General features: G+C 52.5%; 21 protein-coding genes. 12 read left to right on the top strand and 9 right to left on the bottom strand.

Annotated features, from left to right (window positions below; translation table 11 throughout):
* Nucleotides 1-90: 90 nt before the first annotated feature.
* Both H6F67_RS18830 and H6F67_RS18825 read right to left on the bottom strand, forming a co-directional pair.
* A complete protein-coding gene (locus H6F67_RS18830) occupies nucleotides 91-1,575 on the bottom strand; it encodes a tetratricopeptide repeat protein (protein WP_190768167.1) in 1,485 nt (494 codons plus the stop codon).
* Complete coding sequence (locus H6F67_RS18825) at nucleotides 1,572-2,879, bottom strand: AAA family ATPase (protein WP_190768166.1); 1,308 nt, start codon at nucleotides 2,877-2,879, stop codon at nucleotides 1,572-1,574. The genes H6F67_RS18830 and H6F67_RS18825 overlap by 4 nt, the downstream gene beginning before the upstream one ends.
* A 95-nt stretch (nucleotides 2,880-2,974) precedes the next feature.
* Between H6F67_RS18825 and H6F67_RS18820 the strand changes: the two genes are divergently transcribed.
* Nucleotides 2,975-4,861 carry a DNA polymerase III subunit gamma/tau gene (locus H6F67_RS18820; protein WP_190768165.1) on the top strand — a complete coding sequence of 629 codons (1,887 nt, stop codon included), beginning with the start codon at nucleotides 2,975-2,977 and terminating at the stop codon, nucleotides 4,859-4,861.
* A 138-nt stretch (nucleotides 4,862-4,999) separates the two neighbouring features.
* On the opposite strand, the gene H6F67_RS18815 is transcribed toward H6F67_RS18820, so the two are convergent.
* Entirely contained in the window at nucleotides 5,000-5,416 is a 417-nt protein-coding gene (locus H6F67_RS18815; RefSeq protein WP_190768164.1) for a secondary thiamine-phosphate synthase enzyme YjbQ, read from the bottom strand.
* Between the two features lie 176 nt (nucleotides 5,417-5,592).
* Here H6F67_RS18815 and H6F67_RS18810 point away from each other — a divergent pair, with 176 nt between their 5' ends.
* Nucleotides 5,593-6,045 carry a hypothetical protein gene (locus H6F67_RS18810; RefSeq protein WP_190768163.1) on the top strand — a complete coding sequence of 151 codons (453 nt, stop codon included), beginning with the start codon at nucleotides 5,593-5,595 and terminating at the stop codon, nucleotides 6,043-6,045.
* Nucleotides 6,046-6,054: 9 nt separating this feature from the next.
* On the opposite strand, the gene H6F67_RS18805 is transcribed toward H6F67_RS18810, so the two are convergent.
* Both H6F67_RS18805 and H6F67_RS18800 read right to left on the bottom strand, forming a co-directional pair.
* Nucleotides 6,055-6,792: an intradiol ring-cleavage dioxygenase gene (locus tag H6F67_RS18805; RefSeq protein WP_190768162.1), complete on the bottom strand. Its 738-nt coding sequence runs from the start codon at nucleotides 6,790-6,792 to the stop codon at nucleotides 6,055-6,057.
* Nucleotides 6,793-6,867: 75 nt separating this feature from the next.
* Nucleotides 6,868-7,473 carry a hypothetical protein gene (locus H6F67_RS18800; protein ID WP_242020709.1) on the bottom strand — a complete coding sequence of 202 codons (606 nt, stop codon included), beginning with the start codon at nucleotides 7,471-7,473 and terminating at the stop codon, nucleotides 6,868-6,870.
* An 86-nt stretch (nucleotides 7,474-7,559) separates the two neighbouring features.
* On the opposite strand from H6F67_RS18800, the gene H6F67_RS18795 reads away from it, so the two are divergent.
* The 3 genes from H6F67_RS18795 to H6F67_RS18785 are packed head-to-tail and all read left to right on the top strand — an operon-like array spanning nucleotide 7,560 to nucleotide 11,856.
* Nucleotides 7,560-8,243 (top strand): response regulator transcription factor, encoded by a 684-nt coding sequence (locus tag H6F67_RS18795; RefSeq protein ID WP_190768161.1) that lies wholly within the window; start codon nucleotides 7,560-7,562, stop codon nucleotides 8,241-8,243.
* A complete protein-coding gene (locus H6F67_RS18790; RefSeq protein WP_313926863.1) occupies nucleotides 8,240-9,703 on the top strand; it encodes an ATP-binding protein in 1,464 nt (487 codons plus the stop codon). Before H6F67_RS18795 ends, H6F67_RS18790 begins: the two co-directional genes overlap by 4 nt.
* Entirely contained in the window at nucleotides 9,703-11,856 is a 2,154-nt protein-coding gene (locus tag H6F67_RS18785; protein WP_190768160.1) for a caspase domain-containing protein, read from the top strand. Before H6F67_RS18790 ends, H6F67_RS18785 begins: the two co-directional genes overlap by 1 nt.
* Before the next feature lie 27 nt (nucleotides 11,857-11,883).
* Here the strand turns inward: H6F67_RS18785 and H6F67_RS18780 are convergent, their stop codons facing one another.
* A complete protein-coding gene (locus H6F67_RS18780) occupies nucleotides 11,884-13,233 on the bottom strand; it encodes a DUF2330 domain-containing protein (protein ID WP_190768159.1) in 1,350 nt (449 codons plus the stop codon).
* Nucleotides 13,230-14,078: an RnfABCDGE type electron transport complex subunit D gene (locus tag H6F67_RS18775; RefSeq protein WP_190768158.1), complete on the bottom strand. Its 849-nt coding sequence runs from the start codon at nucleotides 14,076-14,078 to the stop codon at nucleotides 13,230-13,232. Before H6F67_RS18775 ends, H6F67_RS18780 begins: the two co-directional genes overlap by 4 nt.
* 18 nt (nucleotides 14,079-14,096) lie before the next feature.
* Here H6F67_RS18775 and H6F67_RS18770 point away from each other — a divergent pair, with 18 nt between their 5' ends.
* On the top strand, nucleotides 14,097-14,384 hold the full coding sequence (locus H6F67_RS18770; protein ID WP_190768157.1) for a hypothetical protein: 288 nt from the start codon (nucleotides 14,097-14,099) through the stop codon (nucleotides 14,382-14,384).
* A gap of 24 nt (nucleotides 14,385-14,408) precedes the next feature.
* Nucleotides 14,409-14,717, top strand: a complete 309-nt coding sequence (locus H6F67_RS18765; RefSeq protein WP_190768156.1) for a hypothetical protein — start codon at nucleotides 14,409-14,411, stop codon at nucleotides 14,715-14,717.
* Nucleotides 14,718-14,738: 21 nt separating this feature from the next.
* On the opposite strand, the gene H6F67_RS18760 is transcribed toward H6F67_RS18765, so the two are convergent.
* Nucleotides 14,739-15,971 carry an FIST N-terminal domain-containing protein gene (locus H6F67_RS18760; protein ID WP_396798528.1) on the bottom strand — a complete coding sequence of 411 codons (1,233 nt, stop codon included), beginning with the start codon at nucleotides 15,969-15,971 and terminating at the stop codon, nucleotides 14,739-14,741.
* A 352-nt stretch (nucleotides 15,972-16,323) separates the two neighbouring features.
* Here H6F67_RS18760 and H6F67_RS18755 point away from each other — a divergent pair, with 352 nt between their 5' ends.
* Together H6F67_RS18755 and tsaE are read left to right on the top strand one after the other, a co-directional pair.
* Nucleotides 16,324-16,554, top strand: a complete 231-nt coding sequence (locus H6F67_RS18755) for a Calvin cycle protein CP12 (RefSeq protein WP_190768154.1) — start codon at nucleotides 16,324-16,326, stop codon at nucleotides 16,552-16,554.
* A gap of 103 nt (nucleotides 16,555-16,657) precedes the next feature.
* Complete coding sequence (gene tsaE / locus H6F67_RS18750; protein WP_190768153.1) at nucleotides 16,658-17,134, top strand: tRNA (adenosine(37)-N6)-threonylcarbamoyltransferase complex ATPase subunit type 1 TsaE; 477 nt, start codon at nucleotides 16,658-16,660, stop codon at nucleotides 17,132-17,134.
* A gap of 153 nt (nucleotides 17,135-17,287) precedes the next feature.
* On the opposite strand, the gene gloB is transcribed toward tsaE, so the two are convergent.
* Nucleotides 17,288-18,046 carry a hydroxyacylglutathione hydrolase gene (gloB, locus tag H6F67_RS18745; protein WP_190768152.1) on the bottom strand — a complete coding sequence of 253 codons (759 nt, stop codon included), beginning with the start codon at nucleotides 18,044-18,046 and terminating at the stop codon, nucleotides 17,288-17,290.
* 246 nt (nucleotides 18,047-18,292) lie between these two features.
* On the opposite strand from gloB, the gene H6F67_RS18740 reads away from it, so the two are divergent.
* Genes H6F67_RS18740 through H6F67_RS18730 form a run of 3 tightly spaced genes read left to right on the top strand, consistent with a single transcriptional unit; the run spans nucleotide 18,293 to nucleotide 21,710 of the window.
* A complete protein-coding gene (locus tag H6F67_RS18740; RefSeq protein WP_190768151.1) occupies nucleotides 18,293-18,499 on the top strand; it encodes a hypothetical protein in 207 nt (68 codons plus the stop codon).
* Entirely contained in the window at nucleotides 18,496-19,653 is a 1,158-nt protein-coding gene (locus H6F67_RS18735) for a glycosyltransferase family 4 protein (RefSeq protein WP_190768150.1), read from the top strand. The genes H6F67_RS18740 and H6F67_RS18735 overlap by 4 nt, the downstream gene beginning before the upstream one ends.
* Nucleotides 19,654-19,700: 47 nt before the next feature.
* Nucleotides 19,701-21,710 carry an ABC transporter ATP-binding protein gene (locus H6F67_RS18730; RefSeq protein ID WP_190768350.1) on the top strand — a complete coding sequence of 670 codons (2,010 nt, stop codon included), beginning with the start codon at nucleotides 19,701-19,703 and terminating at the stop codon, nucleotides 21,708-21,710.
* Nucleotides 21,711-21,921: the final 211 nt, after the last annotated feature.

Genomic DNA, 21,921 nt, shown 5'->3' with positions numbered 1-21,921 from the left:
TACGGTACACATCGGGTGCGATCGACTTTATCCAGCAGAAGTAGGAGATTTGCGCTCGCATCACACTCCCTTATTTGCCTTAAGTCTGAATCAGCGCATAAAACCTAGCGATTTTAAAAGTGATGTCAAAAACAGCATTAACCTCCGTGACGTTCGCTTCATCAATGTACGCTTGCCAGTTTGACTCACTTCATTATCTGGATTGATTTCTAAAGCTCTATCGTAACTAGCAATTGCCTCATCGTAGCGTCTAAGTTTTCTTAGCACATAGCCTCGCTCATTCCAAGCAAAGGCATAATCGGGTTTAATTTCTATAGCTTTATCGTAACTGAAAAGTGCTTTTCTGTAGTGTCCCAGCTTCCTTAGTGAGATACCTTGCCAACACCAATTACTGGGATCATTAGGCTCAATTTCTATAGCTTTATTATAGCTATCTAATGCTTTCTTATATTGTCCTAATTTCTCCAAAGCATGGCCTCGGCAACTCCACCCATAGTCGTAGTCAGGTTTAATTTTTAGTGCTTTATTGTAACTAGAAAGTGCTTCATAGTATTGCCCTAGTTTCTCAAGTGCATGACCTCGCTCAATCCAGATCCAATGATGATCAGAATCAAGTTTTATAGCTTTGTCATAATTAGTAATTGCTTTCTCATAGTATCCCAACTTCTTTAATGCGTCTCCTTGAAGGCACCAGGGATAGAAATAATTGGGTTTGATTTTTATTACTTCATCAAGATTAACAATTGCCTCTTCATAACGCTCTAGCTCCATTAACGCTACAGCTTTACCGAGCCAAGTAAGGAGAAAGTCAGGTTCAATTTCTATAGCTTTATCATAGCAACCAATTGCCACAACAAAATCACGATCAATATAGAAAAACATACCTTGTTTATACAAGAGTCTAGCTTTTAATTGAGATGGTTGAGCTTCTTCAATCCAGGATTGAACTTCCAAGATCTTTTGATTTCGCTCCTCAGAAGTAAGAATTAAATATTTGTGATAAGCTGCCTCTCTAAAAACCCTGATTACTTCTCTCTTAATAACTTCTGGATCGGTGTCAAACTCCCACACACCCGATCGCCAATCAAAAAAATCAGGCGCACGACGAATTAAATACTTCAAAACGAACAGCGGCACGAGAAAAACAAAGCAGATTTTGAAATTATCTCGAAAGCTTTCTCGGCGCATATTTAAGTGACTCAGTAGCCGAGGAACGCCGGATAAGCTGTAGGAATAGCGATCGCTTGAATCATCCCACATCCGATTTTTCTCATAGTCGTAGATCGGATTTTCTAAACCTTGAATAAAGAGAATTTCGATTTCATCTTTATTTGGGAGATTATTGACAATATCGTAGAGATTCCAGTCAGATGCACCGAGGGTTAGGGTTTCGGTTTTTTTCTGGGGTAAGTCTTTGTGGATGCGATCGATCAGGCTTGTTCCCTCTGCGGGCGAACAGCGCACAAACATCAGTCCAAATCCTTCTGTCCAGCGCAAAGTGCGGAGGAGTGACTGATATTCTTCCTCTGGATCGAAGTCGATTTCGGCGTTCCAATCGATCGATTCTGAATTCATAAAGCTTCCTGAAATTCCTTCAAACCTTGAATTAAAGGATGCACATCGTACCAAGGCTCAAATGCTCCATCTGCATTAATCTGTCGATATTCCAAGATGCAGCGACGAAACAGCAAACTTCGATGCGTTTCATCATTGCGAATTTTCTTGGTTCGCCAAACTTCAGCCAAAATCGGCCACTGTGGATCATCCACCGTTCGATGATAGATTTCTCGCTCTGCACTAATTGCCCGCTGTGCCGCCCTCGCTGTAATTGGAAGGCGATCGATCTGCTTCACTGCCGCCTTCATCAGCAGAAGTAGATCGCGGACATGCCCCCCACTCATCAAGCATAGCCGCTCCAACGTTTGTTTCTGGTCAAATACATTGGGTAAATCGGGTTCTAGGGCATAGCGTGGAACAGCCATATCAACCCGTTTACAAACCAATTCCTTCAGTTTTTGAATGCCAGGTTCATAGGGTTGATTATCAGGAGTTTGCACCATCACCATCGGCAAAACTTGCGTTCCAGTGCCGTAGATGGCTTCAATATCGCTGGCTCGATTGGAATGCACCATCGAGATCGGAACAGTATAAACAACATGGCAATTTAGGCTTTTAAGCTGTTCGCTGCGATCGATAAAAATCTGGTCATAATTGCTACGTCCGCTTTCCGAATCGACGATCGGCGTAATGCGATCGAGGCTATCTGCAATCACGACAAGCTGCCCAGTTGATTCATTTTGACGCGCCATCGCCTCTTTAATAAACTCGTTCAACGCTTCAATTAAAGAAACCGTATGCGGCTCAATTTCGCGCCGGATTTCATGTCGAGTATTCGGACTCGCCTTCAGCGTTGCCGTCAGCTTGGCAAACTGACTAATTTGCGATTCGATCGCCACACCTTCAAACTTCATTTCGCTGCCCATTAAAGCGACGAGCGATCGCGTCCGGTCTTGCAGCCACTTCGCGACGGGATTTTTATCAGATCCCTTCAAATCCTGCATTAAATGACGAGTGCAGGCCAGCAAAATATCGGTGTACTGCGTATCTTCCGCGTCGATATCCTCTTCATCTGCGGCAAAATAAACGACGCGAAACTGATGATCTTCCAAATCTTTCTTCAGCCTGAGCAGTTCGGTGGACTTGCCTGCGCCCCGATGTCCGGCATAAAGCTGACAGGTCATTCGATCGGCAAACCGGATTTCCTTGCCCAGTTCCTCTAAAATATTGCCGTCGCCCCGCACCTCCCGACAGTCCACATACACGGGATCGCCTGCGGGAAGCGGCCTAAACGGATCAAAGGCGTTGAAGATCCGCTTCAAGACCTAAAAATCATCCGCCATCCATCCTCCTTTTGTCTCGCCAGATCTTCCCACCTAACAGATACTCTAGATTGTAGGCAATCGCACTAGAACTTATGTCCTACGAACCGCTCCACCACAAATATCGCCCGCAGACCTTCGCTCAGCTCGTCGGACAAGGCGCGATCGCCACGACGCTCAGTACCGCCTTGCGATCGCAGCGCATCGCTCCCGCCTATCTGTTCACGGGCGCAAGAGGAACGGGCAAAACCTCAAGCGCCCGTATTTTCGCCAAGTCGCTCAACTGCCTGAATAGCGATGTGCCGACGGATAATCCTTGCGGAGTTTGTGAGGTATGTCGATCGATCGCCAACGGTTCTGCCCTCGATGTAATCGAAATTGATGCTGCTAGCAATACAGGCGTTGATAATATTCGAGAATTAATCGAACGCGCCCAATTTGCTCCGGTTCAATGCCGCTTCAAAGTATATGTGGTCGATGAATGTCATATGTTAAGTACGCAGGCATTTAATGCCCTTCTTAAGACTTTAGAAGAACCGCCCGATCGCGTCGTTTTCGTATTAGCAACCACCGACCCGCAGCGCGTTCTTCCTACTATCATTTCACGCTGTCAAAGATTTGATTTTCGACGAATTCCGCTGGCTGAAATGGTGGCGCACTTGCAGGCGATCGCCCAAAAAGAATTCATTAACATTCAACCCGACGCCCTTCAACTCGTCGCGCAACTGTCGCAAGGTGGCTTACGTGATGCCGAAAGCTTGCTCGATCAGTTGAGCTTAATGGATGACGAAGTGACGATCGATCGCGTTTGGGATCTTGTTGGAGCCGTACCGGAACGAGAGTTACTCAATTTAGTAAAAGCGATCGCTGCGAGTGATGGCGTAACCGCGATCGAATCAGCACGAAGATTGATGGATCGCGGGCGGGAACCGCTGATCGTGCTGCAAAATTTGGCGAGTTTCTTTCGCGATTTGCTAATCGCAAAGACGGCGGGCGATCGCTCGGATTTGGTCAGCCTGACTGCTCCAACTTGGAGTGAACTGCGGCAGTTTAGCAATCAGGTTGACTTGAGTTGGATTCTGACTAGTCAGCAGCAATTGCGCGAAAGCGAACAGCAAATTAAAAGTTCTACTCAGCCGCGCTTGTGGTTAGAAGTTGCACTGATGACTTTGCTACCTGCTGGCGACGATCGCCCTATTTCGGCACCTGCTTTCAATCGTGAAGTTGTGCCGCCGCCAGTCGTTCGTGAATCGATCGCGAACAATTTCTCACCTCCAGAATCAACTCCAGAACCAATCGCTTCTCCGCCGACTCCGGTTGAAGAATTACCTGCTGATCCGCAACTTCCCGCCGATGCTCAACCCCCAACTTCTGATCTCGATCGCCTCTGGAAGCAGGTGCTTGAACTCGTGCAGCCATTTTCAACTCAAGCCATGCTGCGCCAGCAGTGTCATTTGATTGATTTCACAGGCAAAGAAGCTCGAATCGGCACAAAAACTGAAAAGCTTTTTAATATGGCAAAAGCTAAATTGCCGAATATTGAAGCAGCTTTTACACAGCGATGCGGGCAACCCGTTAGCGTTACGCTTGAGGTGGTTCTTCCAGGCGCGATGACAACTTTATCTGCGATCGAGTCGCCTCAGTCGGCTGCGATCGAATCTGTGCCGTCTCCGCCGATCGATCGAGCCGAAGCCGCACCTCCTCCGCCCGTTTGGGAAGAAGATGATGTGACCAAAGCGGCCAAGAACTTAGCGCAAATGTTCAATGGACAAATTGTCGATCTTGATCAGGCAGATGGCGCGATCGAGGAAGTAGCCATTCCGCCAGAGCCAGAACTACCAGAAGTCACTGTTGAAGAAGATGCAGACGATGAAGAGGACATTCCTTTTCTGCGACCTGCTGCTAAATCGATGTTTGCAGACGATTTAATTGATCCTGAAATTCACCGTCCAAAGGTGGGCTTTGAGTACCGCAAATTCTAGTCGATCGCTTTTAGGGCATTCAATCTAATGCCCTAAAAGCAATTTTTAGAATTCGATCGCCACTGCGAAAATGAATCCTGAAGCAGTAGAAAAATTCATATGCTTGCAGTTAGATAAACCGCATATAAAGGCATGAATTCATGTGCCAGAAATATGCACGACTAATTCGCGCAGGTGCGAATGCTGGCGATGTTCCCAGACATAAATGCCCTGCCAAGTACCCAGCACAAGACGACCGTTGGCGATCGGAATTTGTTCGGAAGTGTGCGTTAAAACGGTGCGAATGTGAGCGGGCATATCGTCTGCGCCCTCGGTGCTGTGGATGTAGCGATCGCCTTCTGGCACAAGCTTTGCCAAGAAATTTGCCAGATCTTTGAGCACATCTGGATCGGCATTTTCTTGAATAATCAAGCTGGCTGACGTGTGGCGCAAAAACAAGCTGCACAGGCCAGTTTCAATTCCCGCTTGGGCAACTACATCCGCCACCTTTGACGTAATTTTGTGCAGCGTTTTACCGCTGGTTTGGATCTTCAAGATTTGCTGGTAGTGAGACATACAGACTGAGAAAAATGATTTGTTCTCAGACTAGCAAGCTGCTTTCACTTCCGCATCCTGCTAGCGATCGCAAATTCGGCCAAGCCCCGATCGCAATGATTAAGAATGATTGAGACTGGGAACAAAAAGTGCTATACAGACGACACCTCGAACATTACCGAGTTAGGTTTGAGTTCATGTTTGCCCAGTCTCGCAGATTCACGCCTCTGCAAACTTCTTCGCTCAGCAGCAATCGATCGCGCTTTTGGTGGTTTCACGATCGCAACGATTCGATCGACGATTCGATCAACATCGGCAAACTCAACAAAAGCTTCAAGTATGACGATGACGGGCAGGTGCGCGACGATGAATCAGTCTTCTACCGCTTCAAGATCAAAAATAGCGGCAGCGTCAAATTCAACTTCAAAAACGAAGGCGAAGAGTCGATTACTTTTTCGATCGTCAACTCACAAAATCGCTTGATTGTGGCCGATGGACGGCGGCTGTTTCGAGAAGTAGATGAAGATGAAAAGGGCAAACTCAAAGCTGATCTTGACAGAGGCACGTACTATTTAAGAATCACAACAGATGGCGATCGCGAAGACTATTCCATCAAGCTGAAGTTTCGATCGAATCGTGACGACGATTAGCGCGAATCTTCAAGCCATCTCCAGCCCAATCTCAAAGCGACCGACATAGCCGTTTTCGCCCTCGGTTAATGTTAGCAAAAGTCGATCGCCGCCATTGCGGAAAATGCCGTCCTGGGCGTTGGTTTGGTTGCGCTGTCCTTTGGTAGAGTAAGGCGCTTGAGTGTAGACGCGATCGCTCACGGCATCATCAAAGTAAAGTTGCGAGGTGAATTCGTAGCCTGCTGCCGTGCGAATTTTGAAGTGAATATGTGTAGTTCGGCCAGGATACCAGCCCGGATAGATCGTCAAGAATTCCGCGCCGCCGTTGGCATTTGTCACCTGATAGCCGCGCAAAAATTGCTGTCCGCGTGTGTCAGCCGCTCGATCCTGCACGTCTGAATACACACCTTGCGCGTCACAGTGCCACACATCAACAGTGGCGTCGCTCAGCGGCGTACAGGCTGAAGCGCCAACTTGCGAAACCTGAAAAACCAACCGTAAAGGAACGCCTTCCTTCACCGTTCCATCAGCAGGATTCGATCGAATATCCGATCGATTCAGCCGCTCATCGACAAAATACGGCCCCTCGGTTTGCTGCGGTCGGACAATGCATCCGGGCTGGTTGACGGTTTGACTAGTCGTCTGCGTGGTCGTTTGGGCGATCGCGTCTCCATCTGCTTTTCTGCCGATGCACCCGACGAGCGAGGCGGCGGCGATCGCTCGAATCATGCCGAGCAGGTGACGACGGCTTAATCTAAATCGCTGCATCTTTTCTCCTTGTGCTGCTTCAATTCTAGGAACGGCATTGCTGAAGCGTGGGATCGCTCCGCAATGCCATTCGTTCTACTGCGGTTGATTCGTGTCCGTCGGCGCTTCAATTCCCAAAGCGCGAATCACCTGCTCTTGCGTCACACCCAGCCGTGTTGCTGCGCCTGCAATGTCAAGCTGAGGGCGGGGCGGACGTTCGCCTGTGGGCGGGCGATCGGGAAGTCCCAATGCGGTTCGCAGCCGTTCTTCGGTGACGTTAAGCTGTGTGGCTGCGGCGGCCAAATCTGGACGAGTGCGAGGCCGGACGGGAAGATTGGTTTGCGGGTCGATCGTAATTCCCAGCGCGGTTCGCAACTGCTCCTCGGTCACGCCCAAGCTACTCGCGGCGGCTGATAAATCCGGACGCGGACGCTCTGGCCGCTGAGCAGGTAAGCCCAAGGCGGTTCGCAGGTTCGCTTCAGTTGTGCCCAGTTGCGAAGCGGCAGCAGCGAAATCAATGCGGCGGTGCAGTCTGTCTCCTTCGGGCGGTGCGGCTGGCGTTGCCTGTGCGATCGACACAGGTGCATCCGCCGTCGCCTTGTTCATTCCAACGCCGATCGCGCCCAGCCCAATGAGGGAAACGGTTGCGATCGCCAGCAGTTGATATTTCATCTCAATTCCTTGAAGCTCTACGTTTTTCATTAAGCGATGTGAAAATAACAATTTGGCTTGTCAGTCGATTACAGTTTTGTAATTTGACGGAGAATCGATCGAACTAGAATAAATTGATGCACGTTCTATTTGTGGAAGACGAATCGAAAATTGCCAGTTTCGTTCAGGCCGGACTGAAGGAACAAGGCTTTGTCGTGGATTATTGTGACAACGGCGATGAAGGCTATTTTCGTGCAGTTAATCATGAATATGACGTGATTATTCTGGACATTATGGTTCCGGGCAAAGATGGACTCTCAATCTTGAAAAGCTTGCGGAAATCCAGTCAGAATACGCCTGTCATTTTGCTGACGGCTCGCAATGAATTAGACGATCGCCTTGAAGGATTAAACTTCGGTGCAGATGACTACATTGCCAAGCCATTTTTTGTCGAAGAACTCGTCGCCCGCATTCATGCTGTTGTGCGGCGCAGCTTGGGCGATCGCCAAAATTTTCTATCGGTTGGAATGCTCAAGCTCGATCGAATCACGCGCACCGTTACCTGCGATCAGCAAATGGTTGAATTAACAAGTCGTGAATTTAATTTGCTGGAATATTTGATGCGATCGCCCGGACGAGTCTTTACACGAACGCAAATTCTAGAACATGTTTGGGGCTACGATTTTAATCCAAATACGAACGTTGTTGATGTCTGCATTCAGCGAATTCGGAAGAAAATTGATGCGGCAGATTCGCCAAGCTGGATTGAAAGTGTGCGCGGCGTCGGGTATCGGTTTCGCCAGCCGAACGTAGCCTTGTGATCCGATCGTTTCGATTGCGAATTGCGCTTTTATCAGCGGCACTGGCGGGCAGTGCGATCGCGGGATTTAGCTTGATTGCGTGGCGATTGATTTACGCCGCAGAAGTCAATCGGCTTGATGCCAAACTGGAAAATTTGGTGCGGCGATCGGCTCGTCCGCGTCCGCCGAATGCGTGGCCGCAGTTTGCCGATTCGCTGCCGCGTGAGCTGGAAACCAATTCAGAGACGGCAATCGCGCTGCTCGTCGTGGATGAAAATAACCAAATTCTCTATCAGTCAAACTCACTAGATTTGCAGCCGTTTTTGCCTGCGCCACCTGCGTTTTTGCCGCGCCGATCGTTCGATCGCGCAGCGCTCCCCGAAGGGTATCGCGCAGCGCTCCCCGAAGGGTATCGCCCTCCACCCGATCTCAATCCGCAAATCACAACGATCGCCACTTCATCCGGCAGTTGGCGCGTCAGTGCGACTCGCTTTCCACAAACGCGAGTGGCGATCGCCGTTAGCCTCAGCGTCATCGATCAGGACATGGCCGCGATTCGCAATATTTTTCTGATTGCGATTCCGGGAACGCTGCTGCTGGTTGTTGTCGGCGCGTGGATTGTGTCAGGAAGTGCGCTGCGTCCGATTCGCAGATTAACGACAGAAATTCAGCAGGTGACGGCGATCGGATTGGATCAGCAAGTGTCGATCGAATCGACTGACATCGAGTTTGTTGAACTGATTCAAGTGTTCAACCAAATGCTGAAGCGATTAGAGCGCAGCTTCAAGCAAGCTTCTCGCTTTAGCGGTGATGCAGCCCATGAATTAAAGACACCGCTGGCAATTTTGCAGGGTGAATTAGAGCAGGCATTGCAGCAGGCCGAACCTGGATCTGCTTTGCAGCAAAACTTAAGCAATCTGCTAGATGAAGTGCGACGTTTGAGTGGAATTGTGCGAAAGTTGCTGTTACTTTCGCTAGCAGATGCGGGACAGATGAATCTGTATAAAGTTGAGATTGATCTATCGGGAATGCTGGCCGTCACGATCGAAGATATCGAACTCATCGCTCCAGATTTGCGAGTCGAAACTGACATTGCAGCAGGTTTGAAAGTGTGGGGCGATCGCGATCTAATCGCCCAAATTCTGCAAAACTTGATTGTGAATGCGGTGAAATATAATTTGCCGAATGGCTGGATCAAACTGCAAGCCGAACGGCAATCGGAGACGGTGAAGATGACGATCGCCAACGCATCAGCCGAAGTTTTGGCGATCGATCGCGCCCGCATTTTCGATCGATTTTATCGGGGCGATCCGGCTCGGACTCGCAAAGTCGAAGGCGTGGGTTTGGGGCTAAGTTTGGCGCGAGAAATTGCGCGGGCGCATCAGGGCAATTTAACGCTAGATGACACTTCGGCGGGTGAAACGGCGTTCACGCTGACGCTGCCGATCGCTCACAATATTGCTCAGAATAAAGATTTTTAGTGAATTATCTGCAAGCCGTCAGCCACCTCAGTATCATTAAAGCCAGCATTTGGGGTAGCTACAGCATGATCAATCGTGAGAATCCTGTCGAATCCAGTTCGCCCGCACCGTCCGGTCGCAATCGTCGCGCATTGCTGATTGGCATTGAGGCAGATATCGAACGACGATTGCGCGGCGTGTCAGAGCGATCGATCGCGGCTTGGCGAGATGTGCAAGCCCTGCAAACCCTGCTGAAATCCAGCTTTTCAACGATCGCGCCTTTGATCAATCTCGATCGCCAGCGGTTAGAAGAAGAAATCTACGCCGCCGCGAGCAACTGTCAGCCCAACGATCTGCTGCTGATTTACTACTCCGGGCAAGGCATGGTTGACGAAGACGGACATCTGTTTCTCGCCGCCACGAACACGCGCAACAATACGCTGGGTGAACTGAACAAGGCAACGGCGATCGCGTTCTCCTCCCTGCAATCGCTGCTCAGCGATTGTCCGGCTCAGCAAGTGATCATTCTCGATTGCAGCTTTTTGGGCAGCAGTTCCCACCGCATCGATATCGCGGCGCAGCTTGGCGCACCCAACCGAATCGTCTTGAGCGCGACCAGCACGACGGGCTACACGACAGCGCACAAGCAAGGCGAACTGTCGGTTTATACGGAATTTTTGCGGGAGGCGATCGAAACCGGATGCGGTTTGCCTCCGGGTACAGCCGTCACCACGCATCAGATTCATCAGTACATTCAGTCGCGAATGCAGCCTGCGTTTCCGGCTGTTGAGCCGCAAATCATCCCGCCGCATCCAGAAGTGGCCGTAGCGATCGCCACTGCCCCGCCGCGCAATGACGCGCTGATGTATCGATCGGAAGTGGAGGAGCGAGCCAAAAGCGGCACGATTTCGGACTTCGATCGCCTGCTGCTCAACTGGCATCGCAATCAGCTTGGCCTGTCACCCGACACGGCGAATCAAATTGAAGCGAGCGTCCTCAAGCCGCATCAAACGCATCTGCAAAATCGCCAGCGCTATCAAGACACGCTCAAGGCGATCGCCCAGTTTCAATATCCGTTCAAACCTGCAACCGAAATGGCGCTGGATCAGCTTCGGCAGCAGCTTGGGCTAAGCCCAGATCAAGCAGCGGCGATCGCCAAAGAAACCTTGGCCGCACCAGAACAGCGCTATCGCCAAAATTTGCAGCAGTATGAACAGTATGTCGCTCAGCAAGTTGCGTCGGGGGCGTGGCTCGATCGCGCTCAGCGCAACGAATTTCGCTATCTGGAGGAGCAGCTTCACCTGTTGCCGCGCCACGTAAACGTGATTTGGCAGCGTCACGCGCCTGCGCCCAGTGCAGTACCGCCTGAAAGCGACGATCCGCAACTGCCGCCGTATGCCGCTCGATTGCAGCAGTATCAGCAGTTTTTCTTGGATCACGCTGCACCAAATCGCCCGTTACCGCCGCAGACCTTGCAGGAACTCGATTCGCTTCAGCAATCGCTGCACCTGCGATCGATCGATGTGGCCTTAGCAGAAGAAACTGCCGTCCGGCAACAGCGCGATCGCGATGAAGCGCAACTCCAGCGCTATCAGCAAGAGTTGCTGATGGCCGATGATTCGCCATCAAGTCAAGCGCATCTCAAGCAGATGCAGCGCGGAGTCAACGAGAAGGATGCGGCGATCGCGGAACTGATCGCGGCTCTGCTCAATCCGCAAAAAACGCCAACCGTCACGGAAACAATCGCTCCGCCCATTGATCAGCCGACGCAAGTTGCAGATTCAACGGCGATCGAATCTGAGACTCCTCTGGAAGCTCCGATCGTCACTGTTCCACCTGAAACGCTGATCGATGAATCGTCTCAGCCTGATCACCCGCTTCCGGTTGATGACGATCGCACCGAGCCGCCTCGCCATCTGCGCGAAATTCCACCCGGACAAACGCTGCCGCCCAGCCGCCGCAGAGCTTCGATCGCAGACCGTCTCAGCGATCGATCGCTGCCGTTGCGATTGCTCAAGGCAATTTTGTTTGCGATCGTCGCGGTCGTCGTCGGACGCTTTGTGATCGCGCAAATTCTGCGAATTTTGCCTTATCCGATCGACAACATCATCGGAATTACGCTGTTTGGGCTGATCATCATCTTTGCTTGGAAGCAAATTGATCAGTTGCGCTAGCAGTTTGCAAACTTCCTGTGATGGTTGCTAGCGGCTCGACACACCTGAAATCATCGTCCAAACTTGCTCCCACCAAAAATCAAGCTGGCTTGGCATCTGAGGAAGTCGCTGCCGGATGTTCTGAATATTCCATCCGGTCAGCCGTGCCAGGGTTTGTGCCTGCTGCTCATGGCGTTGGCGCAGTGTACGCTGATACTGCCGTCCGGCAGGACAAAGGGCTGCATCGGTAAACGGATGTCGCAGAATATAGCGCCCCTGAAAAAACTCCTGGTTGCGCGTTTGCTGAAACATCAAGTCTTCTGGAAAGCGATCGCGCGTATAGCGAACATGCAGCCGCGTCAAAAACACGCTCGGCGCATTCATCCAGGCATCACCTTGAGGTAGCCAAAAGACGCCCGCCTGCCGCAGTTCATCGGGCGTCAGCGGATCGGCAGAACAAGGATCGCAGCCCGCCATATCCCAAGCGTATTCGAGAAACGCGACGTTGCGACCTTCGCGGTTGTAGGCCGTCTCGAACGTGGCGCGGTAGAAATCGCTAAATTCGTCTTTGACAAACAGCGGAATCTCGGCATCCGAGGGAATCTTGACGGTGCGATAGTTCGTCACTTCGGCCTGACCCTGCGGCGACAAAATGTAGACAATCAAATCTTGAGCGCTCTGCGCGTTGAGCATTCCCAGACGAATCGGCAGCATGAAGCGCGGCGACTCATAGTGAATTTGCAGCGGGCGAAGCGACTGATAGCCCGCTGCCTCATATTCTTCCAGGTTGACCTTTGCCACAAAAAACTTCATGCCCTGCCGAATATAAGGCCGCAGCAGTTGGTTCGCGTTCTGCGGTAGCCGATAGCCGTTTTGCCGCAGCCAGCTTTCCAGCCCGCCCGATTCTCTAGCGCTGAGAATCAAGATGTCGTATTCGCCCACTGTGAATCGAGATTCCACCGTCACGCCCAGCGCGGAATTCGATCGCCCCCGCTCCGCTCCGTCGGTTGCTTGACTCGCAGCCATTGGAGCAGGCAACTGCTCGAACAAATCAGACGCACAAGGGTCGGGATCAAAATACTCAACTAGGCGCGGCGCACTAAAGCTATCGAGCCGTTCGATGATCCGTGCATCGCTCACCTGCACCTGATTTTCTTGCAGCACAACCGGAACCGGAACAACGATCGCAAAATCGCTCACAGTGCCTTGAAAATCGTTCGCCATCGTCAGCACCGTCCGGTTGCCGCTGCGAGCGATCGCCACCTGAGACGCCTGATTATAAAGACTCGCATCCGCTCTGGCGACATAAAAGCCGCAAAACGCCCAAGCTCGCGGTGCAACAACTAGGCAGGCAAGACAGACCAGCAAAACCGTCAGCAGAATCCGTAGTGGTTTCATGGTTCGTTTCCTTGAGGTGAAGTGAATAGCTCGATCGACTGCCAGGTAAATCGATCGGCAGGCCAGCAGCGATCGAGCAGCAGGCTCACGGGCGACAAAACGAACAGCGCCCAGAATGCAGCGGTCGGTAAAAAGTAAAAATTACGCAGAATGAACGTGAGAATGGCGATCGCGATCGCCCAGACGACTCGGCTCGATCGAGCATTGGGAATCGTGCGCGGGTCAGTGATCATAAACAGCGCAAACAGCAGCAGCGACCCGCTCATCAGCCGATGCGCCCACACGTCCCAACTCCAGCCGAGCCAGAGATTGCGAAGTGCCTCTAGTCCGGCATAAACAGCGAGGAAGGCGATCGAGGTGTCCCAGCGTCCCACGCGCCGCAGCACCACGCCGCCCGTCCCGACAAACAGCAGCCCACACCATTGCGTTTCGCCCCACTGCCCCGGCGACACCCAAGCATTCTGCGTCAGCGTCAGAGCGGCAATGATGCCAAAGTTAGCCGGATTAAACAAATGCTTGCCTTGCACTTGCAGCACAAACTTACTCAAAATTGCCGCTGCACTTGCCAGCATCAGCGTGCTGTAGTGGTCTGCCCGCAGCAGCAAACTCAAGCCCAAACTCGTAATGACCGCGCTGGGAAGCGACTGTAAAAGCTGTGGCTGCTGTTCCTCGCGATCTGACTGCCAGTGCTTTAGGGCGAATGCGGCTCCCTGCGTTCCGATGCAGGTACACACGATTACGGCAATCCTGTCCGATCGCAGTTCCCAATCTTTGGTGCTTACGCCGAGCAGCAAAAACAAACACAAAAAGCCAATCTGATAAATTCGAGCATCTTGCAGCGACATCAGCAGGAGTTACAGAAGATGGCTGCTAGTATCTGCGGTTTGCGATCGCTCAAACTGCACGGTTACGAAAACCGCAACGATGCTTTCAATCGAGCGACATCCCCGATCGGCTTAATTGGAAGTGCAAACTTCAATACGTTCGATCCAAGCGAGCGCGAAAACACCATTGTCAAAGCGGAACTCCGCATCGGTACGGCGGGCATTGAGGTCGTACCCACTTCCTCCATTCGATCGATCAGCTTGATTAACGATCGCGGCGAACCGCTGCAACCCAGAGAATATCCTTGGTGGCTGTGTGATTTGTAAGAGTTTGGCACGATCAAGTTCAAAGTGCCGACGTTTAGCCACAACACGGCAACGTCGAGCTTTGCGGCCAGCGGCGCGTTTGATACGGTTTGGCCTTTGTCGCCGCTGACGCTGGTGAAACAACTGCTGTCGGCCTGCAAGCTGCAAGGTGCTGCTGATGCGCTGCCCGCAGGCTTGCCGCTCGGCGTTGAGATTGTGGATAACCAAGGCAATTTCAAAGTTGATGAACTGTTTGCGGTCTTGGGTGCAGTGGGTGCGAACCAGCCTGCTGACGTGAAGGAGGCGATCGAGGCGATCGATACGATGCTCAAAATCGTCAGGCAGTATTCGTGACAGGTTCAGCGGCCTTCGCGCTCAAGGCTGCCGCACAATGCCAAAAACCGAAGTGTAGCCGTGCAGAAATGTCATGTTGCCGACTGGCCCGATCTCGCCGTTGCAGAAGAAGCCGCTGACGGGAACTTGGGCAAAGTAGCGATCGAACAGTTTCGAGTCATAGTTGGGCTGGCCGTACAGCCCTTCGCCTCTGCCCAAACAGGAAAACATCAGTGCGCCAATCGCTTCACTTTCCGTCCGATGACGATCGAGCAGCAGTTCCAAATCTTCGCCCGACGTTTCGGCATCGCGCAGATGAAACTGAATACGCTGACCCGGACGAATGCGATCGCCTACTGCGATCGCGCCCGTTTTTGGATCGACGCCAAGTAGATTGCGAACGAGAAAATCGCCTTGTTCCAGCGTAGTTTTGAATTCGTTGCTGGCAATGCCGACAAACAGCGAATGCTGAGCGAGGACGCGATCGGCTTCGCTCAAATCTTGAAACAGCGCTTGCAAAACATCGAGCGGCGTCCGACGAGTGCTGCTGCGACGCTGAGCCGGAACCATGTCAGCATCGACTTGTTCTTCAAGCTGCATCAGGATGTTGCGATCGGCCTCGACAACACGATAGGGCTGGCCGATCGGTCGGCATCCTTGGGCAACGATCGCCTCTAAAACCACATTTCCACTCAGCGCCAAACCCACCACGCCCTCGCGCACGAGTTGATAGTTGCAAAACAACGTGCTGTGCGGCGAAATTGTGCCTGCGCTGGCAAGTCCACCAATCTTGATGGCGTTGGGGTAAGCGTAGTCCAAGCCTTGCAGCAAATTGTTCACGCCTGCCGAAACCGGATCGGCCAGCAAAATAAACTGCGGATTGTCTTGCGGATTGACCCCAATCAAATCGACCCAGCGATCGGGCGGACTGTCCAAATCCGGCAAATCCTCGCCGCTGACTTGAAAAACTTGCACCTTCACATCCGGCAGTTTTGCCAGCGTCAAGCTTAGGGCGGCATTGCCCTCGACTTCTTGTACCTGCGTCTGAGCATCCACGCCAATTACGCCGCCACCGCTACAGCCAATCAGGGTGGGAACGGCAAGTTTTTCTTGCAGCAGCGGCATCAGGCGCGAAAATTCGCTTGTAAAGGCAGACGAAATGAAGACGATCGCCAAGTCTGCCGTGTCCTGCAATCGGCTTTGTGCTTGTTCGACTGCTTCTGCGATCGCCCCTTCCAGCGAAGGACGAGTCGAGAGTGCGCTAACCCACTTCATCTTGTCCGTCATACGTTTTGGATGAATTCGACTGCTTCTACCGCACTGTATAAGCTGGGCGAATGCATAAGCTGGGCAAAGGACACAATTCTGCCTTAAGATCGAGTAAGAATACTCATTGTGGCCTCGCCTTACCGCTTAACATTCGCTAACATAATCATATCGGGAGTTCTCCATCATACCTTTCTTGCTGGGGCTACAGCAGCAAAATCTTAAGAAATGAGCTTGCTTGCACTCAAATCGCTGGGTTTTGTGCCTTACTAGGAGGGTGGAAATGGCTGGCTGTTGAGTAGACACTCAGCGCAGCGGTAGGGCTACCCCACCAACAACACAGGAAGATTGGGACAACAGCATGAGCGATATTCATTCTCAGATTCAAGAAGAGCGCGACCAGGCTCGCGCCGTTTGCGACACCAATGGCGTCAACTCCCAAGAGTGCGCCGCTGCTTGGGATGCAGTTGAAGAACTGCAAGCCGAAGCGTCTCACCAGCGCAGCAAAACCGAAAGCGAAAAGAAAACTTCGCTAGAGCAATACTGTGACGCCAATCCTGAGGCCGACGAGTGCCGCATCTACGATAACTAGGTGATGCAGTGCTAGATAATGCAGTGCCGCCTGACGGTTTGCAGGCGATGTAAACTTTGAGGGAGAACTGAGCTTCAGTCCTCCCTCTTGCTTTTTGAGTTTCATGTCTGCCCTCACGTTTCATCTTGCCGACGCCGACGCAACTGCCGATTTGGGCGCACTGCTGGGACGATCGCTCCCCGCAGGCAGCGTTATTTTCCTGACAGGCAACTTGGGCAGCGGCAAAACCACGCTCGTTCAAGGCTTGGGGCGCGAGCTTGGCATTACCGATGCGATCGCCAGCCCCACCTTCACCTTAATTAATGAATATCTCGAAGGTCGCCTACCGCTCTACCACCTCGACCTCTATCGCCTCGATCCCGCAGAAGTCCAAGCGCTCAATTTGGAAAGCTACTGGGAAGGACAAGAGCAGCCGTTAGGAATTGTGGCGATCGAGTGGGCAGAACGGCTTGCAATTCGTCCGGATGCCTATCTCGAAATTCACCTCACCATGACGGCCAACGGTCAGCGCCAAGCGGAAATTGCCGCGATCGGAAAAGCCGCAAATTGGTTGGAGGCGATCGCCACAAGCAAAACTTGACGGTGATAGGCCTGACGCATTGCCAGCAGAAACACAAGTTCCAACTCTTAAATCCGTTTCAACTGACGTAGCCCGTCATCCTAACCCATTTGAATGGGTTTGCGCTTTCAGCCGGAAATTCATTTCACGGCTGCTGCCGCTGCCCTGGGTAATTCAAAACTGATCTTTCAGTCGGCGTAAGCGAGCGAACGTTTTCACCGCATCTTCACCGCTCGATCGCAACTGATCCCAGCGCAGAAACGGATTTGTTTGTTTTTCCAGTGCGATCGAAGTGGGCACAGTCGCTTCATTCTGACGACGCAGCGCTTGCACTGTTTCGCAACGCGATCGCAGATCGGCATTGTCCGGATCAACCGTCAGTGCAAAGCGCAAGTTGTTGAGCGTGTATTCGTGAGCGCACCAAACTCGCGTGTCTTCCGGCAGCGATCGCAGCTTGCTGAGTGAATCCACCATCTGAGCAGGCGTTCCTTCAAATAATCGTCCACAGCCGCCAGCAAACAGCGTGTCGCCGCAGAACAACTCGCCGCCTGCGATTTCCGTCGGCAAGAAGTAGTAGGCAATATGCGCTTTGGTATGTCCGGGAACGAAAAACACTTCCGCCACGCGATCGGCAAACTCGACGCGATCGCCCGCCTGCAAAAACACCTGCTGACCCGGAATGCGTCCGCGATCGATCGCGCCGCCGTAAACGATCGCTTCAGGATACTGTTGCAGCAGTTCGCGATTGCCGCCGACGTGATCGGAATGGTGGTGCGTGTTGAAAATGGCGACGAGTTTGGCTTGGCGATCGTGTAGCCACTGCAAGACGGGCGATGCAACAGCGGGATCAACGACTGCGGCGATGTTCTGTGCCGAGTCATGCAGCAGAAAAATATAGTTGTCGTTCAGGACTGGAATTCGGAAAATCAGCATGTTGGCGGATGTCTTTTTTCGGTTTGTTAAAGCGCGGCTTGTGTTTCGAGCGGTCTACCGATAGACTGTTCGGAGAGTTTGCCGTCTGAGTGATAATTTGCGGTCAACTCGCGTTGCCCAAAGTTCATCAACTCTTCATTCGATGGCGCGATCGCTTTGCCCAATTCTCATCTACCAAACAGCACAATGGTCTCTATCAACCGTCAGGAACAGCTTGACCGCCGAAACCGACCAGGACGAAATCTTATGGTTTGGACAGTGCAAAGTCATTCAGGCGCAGCGATTCGCGACCTGGTAGAGCAAATTCTCTCTGCCGGACAAATTAATCGGCAAGAACATCTACAGCTTGCCTCTACCATCTTGTCGGATTTTCACCTCAGCGAAGAAGAACGCCGTCAGATCAATCGCGTCTTCGACTTCATCCAAATCGGTCGCCTCAAGCTGATCGATTGAGCCGCCACGTTACGCTCCTCGTCAGCGATCTCTCCAGCAGCGGCGCGGGTCGATGGGACGGCGTTCGAGTTTTCCGACTCAAGCAGGCGATCGAAGCACTCGGCCATTCGGTCGAAGTTGTCGGCTTCACATTTGGCGAGTTGACCCTAGAAGGCGTCACGGCGATCGCCGCCCCCGACTATCCAAAATTCCTTCAGTCCGCAAGCCGTCTGCTCTCCCAGATTCGCGGCGATATCATCTATGCCATCAAGCCAAAAGTGAGCAGTTTTGGCGTGGCGCTCTGGCAAAAGTGGCGCGATCGGCGTCCGGTCATTCTCGACATTGACGATTGGGAACTGAGCTGGCACGGAGGCGATCGCAACCAGTATCAACCCACGCCCAAGCAGTTCGCCCGCGACCTCTTCAAATCGGGCGGTGCGTTGCGACAGCCCGATCATCCCGTTTACCTGCGCTGGCTGGAAAAACAGGTGCAGCGGGCAGATGCAATCACCGTCCACACGCGCTTTTTGCAACATCGGTTTGGCGGCATTTATGTTCCCAACGGTAAGGACGTGACGCTGTTTGATCCCGATCGCTACGATTCTGCCGCTTGTCGCGATCGCTACGGCCTGAGCAGCTACCGGACGCTGATTTTTCCGGGCGCACCTCGTCCTTACAAAGGCGTTGAAGATTTGCTGATGGCGATCGCTCAGTTGAACTGGCCGGATTTGCGTCTAGTGATCGTGGGTGGCAGTCCCTATGATGACTACGACGCGCAGCTAATGCACCAGTGGGGCAGATGGATTGTGAAGCTACCGAAATTGCCGTATGCCGAAATGCCTGCGATCGTTGCCGCTGCTGATATTGTTGCCGTGCCGCAGCGCAACACGCCTGCCGCCCAAGCCCAATTTCCGCTGAAGCTGACAGACGGCATGGCAATGGCAAAGCCAATTTTGGCGACTCAGGTGGGCGACATGCCAGAAATCTTGGGCGACACAGGATTTTTGGTTGAACCGGACGCGCCCGATCGCCTCGCCGCAGCGATCGATTGGATTTTCGCGCATCCAACTGAAGCCAAACAGCGCGGGATCAACGCGCGATCGCGCTGCTGCCAGCACTACAGCATCGAAGCGATGTCAGCCGCGCTCGCCCCACTCCTAAATGCACTTGCATGAATCAGACTATACTGGCGGCACAGGATGAAGTCTGCCGCCCCAACGCGATGATCTGGACAACTCGATCGACCCATCGCTTGCTCCTCAATCTTGCGAGGCGGTATCCGCTGCTGGTTGCGCTCACGATCGGGCTGGGCTTTTCCGGAGCGCTGTTCAACGGCATCAGTACCGCTTTGATCGTGCCCGTGCTGCTGAATTTTCTGGGGCAAGCAATCACGATCGCCCATGTGCCCGTGCTGCTGCGATCGCTGCTCGCCCCGTTTGCCGATGCCAATCAAAGTTTGCTGCTGATGGGCGGAGCGATCGTCCTGCTCATCGTCCTCAAGAACGCCGCTGCCTATGCCAGCACTTTAGCCGCGAGCCGTTTGAAGCGCCATCTAGTCAGCGATTTGCGTGAATCTGGGCTGCGCCTGCTGCTCGAAGTGGATCTCGACTTTCACGCCAAAAACAGCATTGGCGACTTGATTCATCGGCTGAATACCGAAATCAATCGGGCGGCAGCAGCGATCGTGATGACGATTCGATCGCTGACTACGCTGCTGACCATTCTTGTATTTGTCAGCATTTTGCTCGCGTTGTCTTTGCCGCTGACCGTTGCCGCGAGTGGACTGCTGGCGATCGTTGCGCTCGTTAATCAATTCACGATTCGCCGCTCCAAACAATTCGGTCAGCGGCTTTCTGACCTCTCCAAAGCCTATTCGATCGCCATTTTGGAAGTGCTGGGCGGAATGCGCTTAGTGCGGTCGCTGGCGAATGAATCGGCGGAATTCGATCGACTCCGGCAGTTGATTCACCAGCGCGAACAGGCCGAATATGAATCGCAGGCGAACTTTGCGGCGATCGCACCCTTGAGCGAAGTAACAGGCGTTTTGGCGCTGATCTGCATCGTCGTTCTCGGACGGCTGTTTCTCTCGGCTCAAATCGAATCGGTTTCTGCCGTGTTGCTTACCTATTTATTTGTGCTGTTTCGGACGCTGCCCCTCGTTTCGCAACTGAATGACGCTCGCAACCAAATTGCCAACGCCAGCACCAGCATTGAACTGGTGAAAGATTTCCTGCGCCAGGACAACAAACCGTTTATGATAAACGGCACGATCGCCTTTCACGGCCTGCGGCAAGAAATTCGCTTCGATCGCGTCTCCTTCACCTATCCCAATCACGATGCACCTGTCCTGCAAGAGATCAGCTTCTCGCTGCCGCAGGGTCAAACCTTCGCCCTCGTTGGCGCATCTGGCGCAGGCAAGTCTACGATTGTTGATTTACTGCTGCGTTTTTACGATCCCACAGCGGGGATCATTTCGCTCGACGGGCGCAACCTCACCGAGTTAGACTGGCGCAGCCTCAGACGATCGATCGGAATCGTCAGTCAGGACACCTTTTTATTCAACGCTTCTGTGCGCGACAACATCGCTTATGGCTGGCCGCAGGTAGACGAATCTGAGGTAATCGCAGCGGCAAAACGAGCGAACGCCTACGATTTCATTTGCGAACTGCCGCAAGGCTTCGATACGCCAATCGGGGATCGCGGCGTGCTGCTTTCCGGCGGGCAGCGTCAGCGAATTGCGATCGCCCGTGCCCTCCTGCAAAATCCAGAAATTCTGATTCTCGACGAAGCCACCTCTGCCCTCGATACCCTTTCAGAACGACTTGTACAGCAGGCGATCGATGACCTCAGCCAGCAGCGCACCACGCTCGTCATTGCCCATCGCCTTTCGACCGTGCAAAATGCCGATCGCATCCTTGTTCTCGATCGCGGACGCATCATCGAGCAAGGCACACATGCTGATCTGCTGGCACAGGCAGGCCACTATGCCCGCTTATATGCGACGCACGCAACCAATCCACCGCGATCGCGACCGGATCTGCTTCGCGCTGATCTCGCCCGCACCTCGTATGAAATTCGCGATCGCCTCAACACCATGCTGGGATCGCTGCGCCTGATGGTAGATGGGTTGATTGATACGCCTGCTGAACAGCGCGAATGGACACAAGAAGCTTACACAGCAGCGATCGATCTGCTAAAAAGTCTAGAATCGCTGGAGCAGCAGGAATATTAATTCCGGCTGGGAAATCTGCTTTGCAGTAGAGGGGAGTGAGCGATCGCCTACACTAAGATGTCGAATGTTTCATCGCAAACAAAGCACTGTCACACTTTGTTGAGAAAGGTAAACCGCTGAGAATGCCGACTGACCTTTGCCGTAGATTAAAATACGTTAAGAAATTGCCCCACAGCTCATAAATTCCGAGTCAAAACTGCGCTCCCTTCCT

Origin of the sequence: Microcoleus sp. FACHB-1515 (assembly GCF_014696105.1) — a bacterium.
Lineage (GTDB): Bacteria > Cyanobacteriota > Cyanobacteriia > Elainellales > Elainellaceae > JAAUTJ01.
The sequence above is the reverse complement of the archived record's forward strand: the minus strand, read 5'-3'. Positions and strand labels throughout refer to the sequence as shown.

Excerpts from the sequence above, each read along its gene's own strand:
- H6F67_RS18830 (WP_190768167.1), bottom strand. The coding sequence starts at position 1,575 with ATGAATTCAGAATCGATCGATTGGAACGCCGAAATCGACTTCGATCCA.
- H6F67_RS18820 (WP_190768165.1), top strand. The coding sequence starts at position 2,975 with ATGTCCTACGAACCGCTCCACCACAAATATCGCCCGCAGACCTTCGCT.
- H6F67_RS18815 (WP_190768164.1), bottom strand. The coding sequence starts at position 5,416 with ATGTCTCACTACCAGCAAATCTTGAAGATCCAAACCAGCGGTAAAACG.
- H6F67_RS18810 (WP_190768163.1), top strand. The coding sequence starts at position 5,593 with ATGTTTGCCCAGTCTCGCAGATTCACGCCTCTGCAAACTTCTTCGCTC.
- H6F67_RS18805 (WP_190768162.1), bottom strand. The coding sequence starts at position 6,792 with ATGCAGCGATTTAGATTAAGCCGTCGTCACCTGCTCGGCATGATTCGA.
- H6F67_RS18800 (WP_242020709.1), bottom strand. The coding sequence starts at position 7,473 with ATGAAAAACGTAGAGCTTCAAGGAATTGAGATGAAATATCAACTGCTG.
- H6F67_RS18795 (WP_190768161.1), top strand. The coding sequence starts at position 7,560 with ATGCACGTTCTATTTGTGGAAGACGAATCGAAAATTGCCAGTTTCGTT.
- H6F67_RS18780 (WP_190768159.1), bottom strand. The coding sequence starts at position 13,233 with ATGAAACCACTACGGATTCTGCTGACGGTTTTGCTGGTCTGTCTTGCC.
- H6F67_RS18775 (WP_190768158.1), bottom strand. The coding sequence starts at position 14,078 with ATGTCGCTGCAAGATGCTCGAATTTATCAGATTGGCTTTTTGTGTTTG.
- H6F67_RS18770 (WP_190768157.1), top strand. The coding sequence starts at position 14,097 with ATGGCTGCTAGTATCTGCGGTTTGCGATCGCTCAAACTGCACGGTTAC.
- H6F67_RS18760 (WP_396798528.1), bottom strand. The coding sequence starts at position 15,971 with ATGAAGTGGGTTAGCGCACTCTCGACTCGTCCTTCGCTGGAAGGGGCG.
- H6F67_RS18755 (WP_190768154.1), top strand. The coding sequence starts at position 16,324 with ATGAGCGATATTCATTCTCAGATTCAAGAAGAGCGCGACCAGGCTCGC.
- tsaE (WP_190768153.1), top strand. The coding sequence starts at position 16,658 with ATGTCTGCCCTCACGTTTCATCTTGCCGACGCCGACGCAACTGCCGAT.
- gloB (WP_190768152.1), bottom strand. The coding sequence starts at position 18,046 with ATGCTGATTTTCCGAATTCCAGTCCTGAACGACAACTATATTTTTCTG.
- H6F67_RS18740 (WP_190768151.1), top strand. The coding sequence starts at position 18,293 with ATGGTTTGGACAGTGCAAAGTCATTCAGGCGCAGCGATTCGCGACCTG.
- H6F67_RS18730 (WP_190768350.1), top strand. The coding sequence starts at position 19,701 with ATGATCTGGACAACTCGATCGACCCATCGCTTGCTCCTCAATCTTGCG.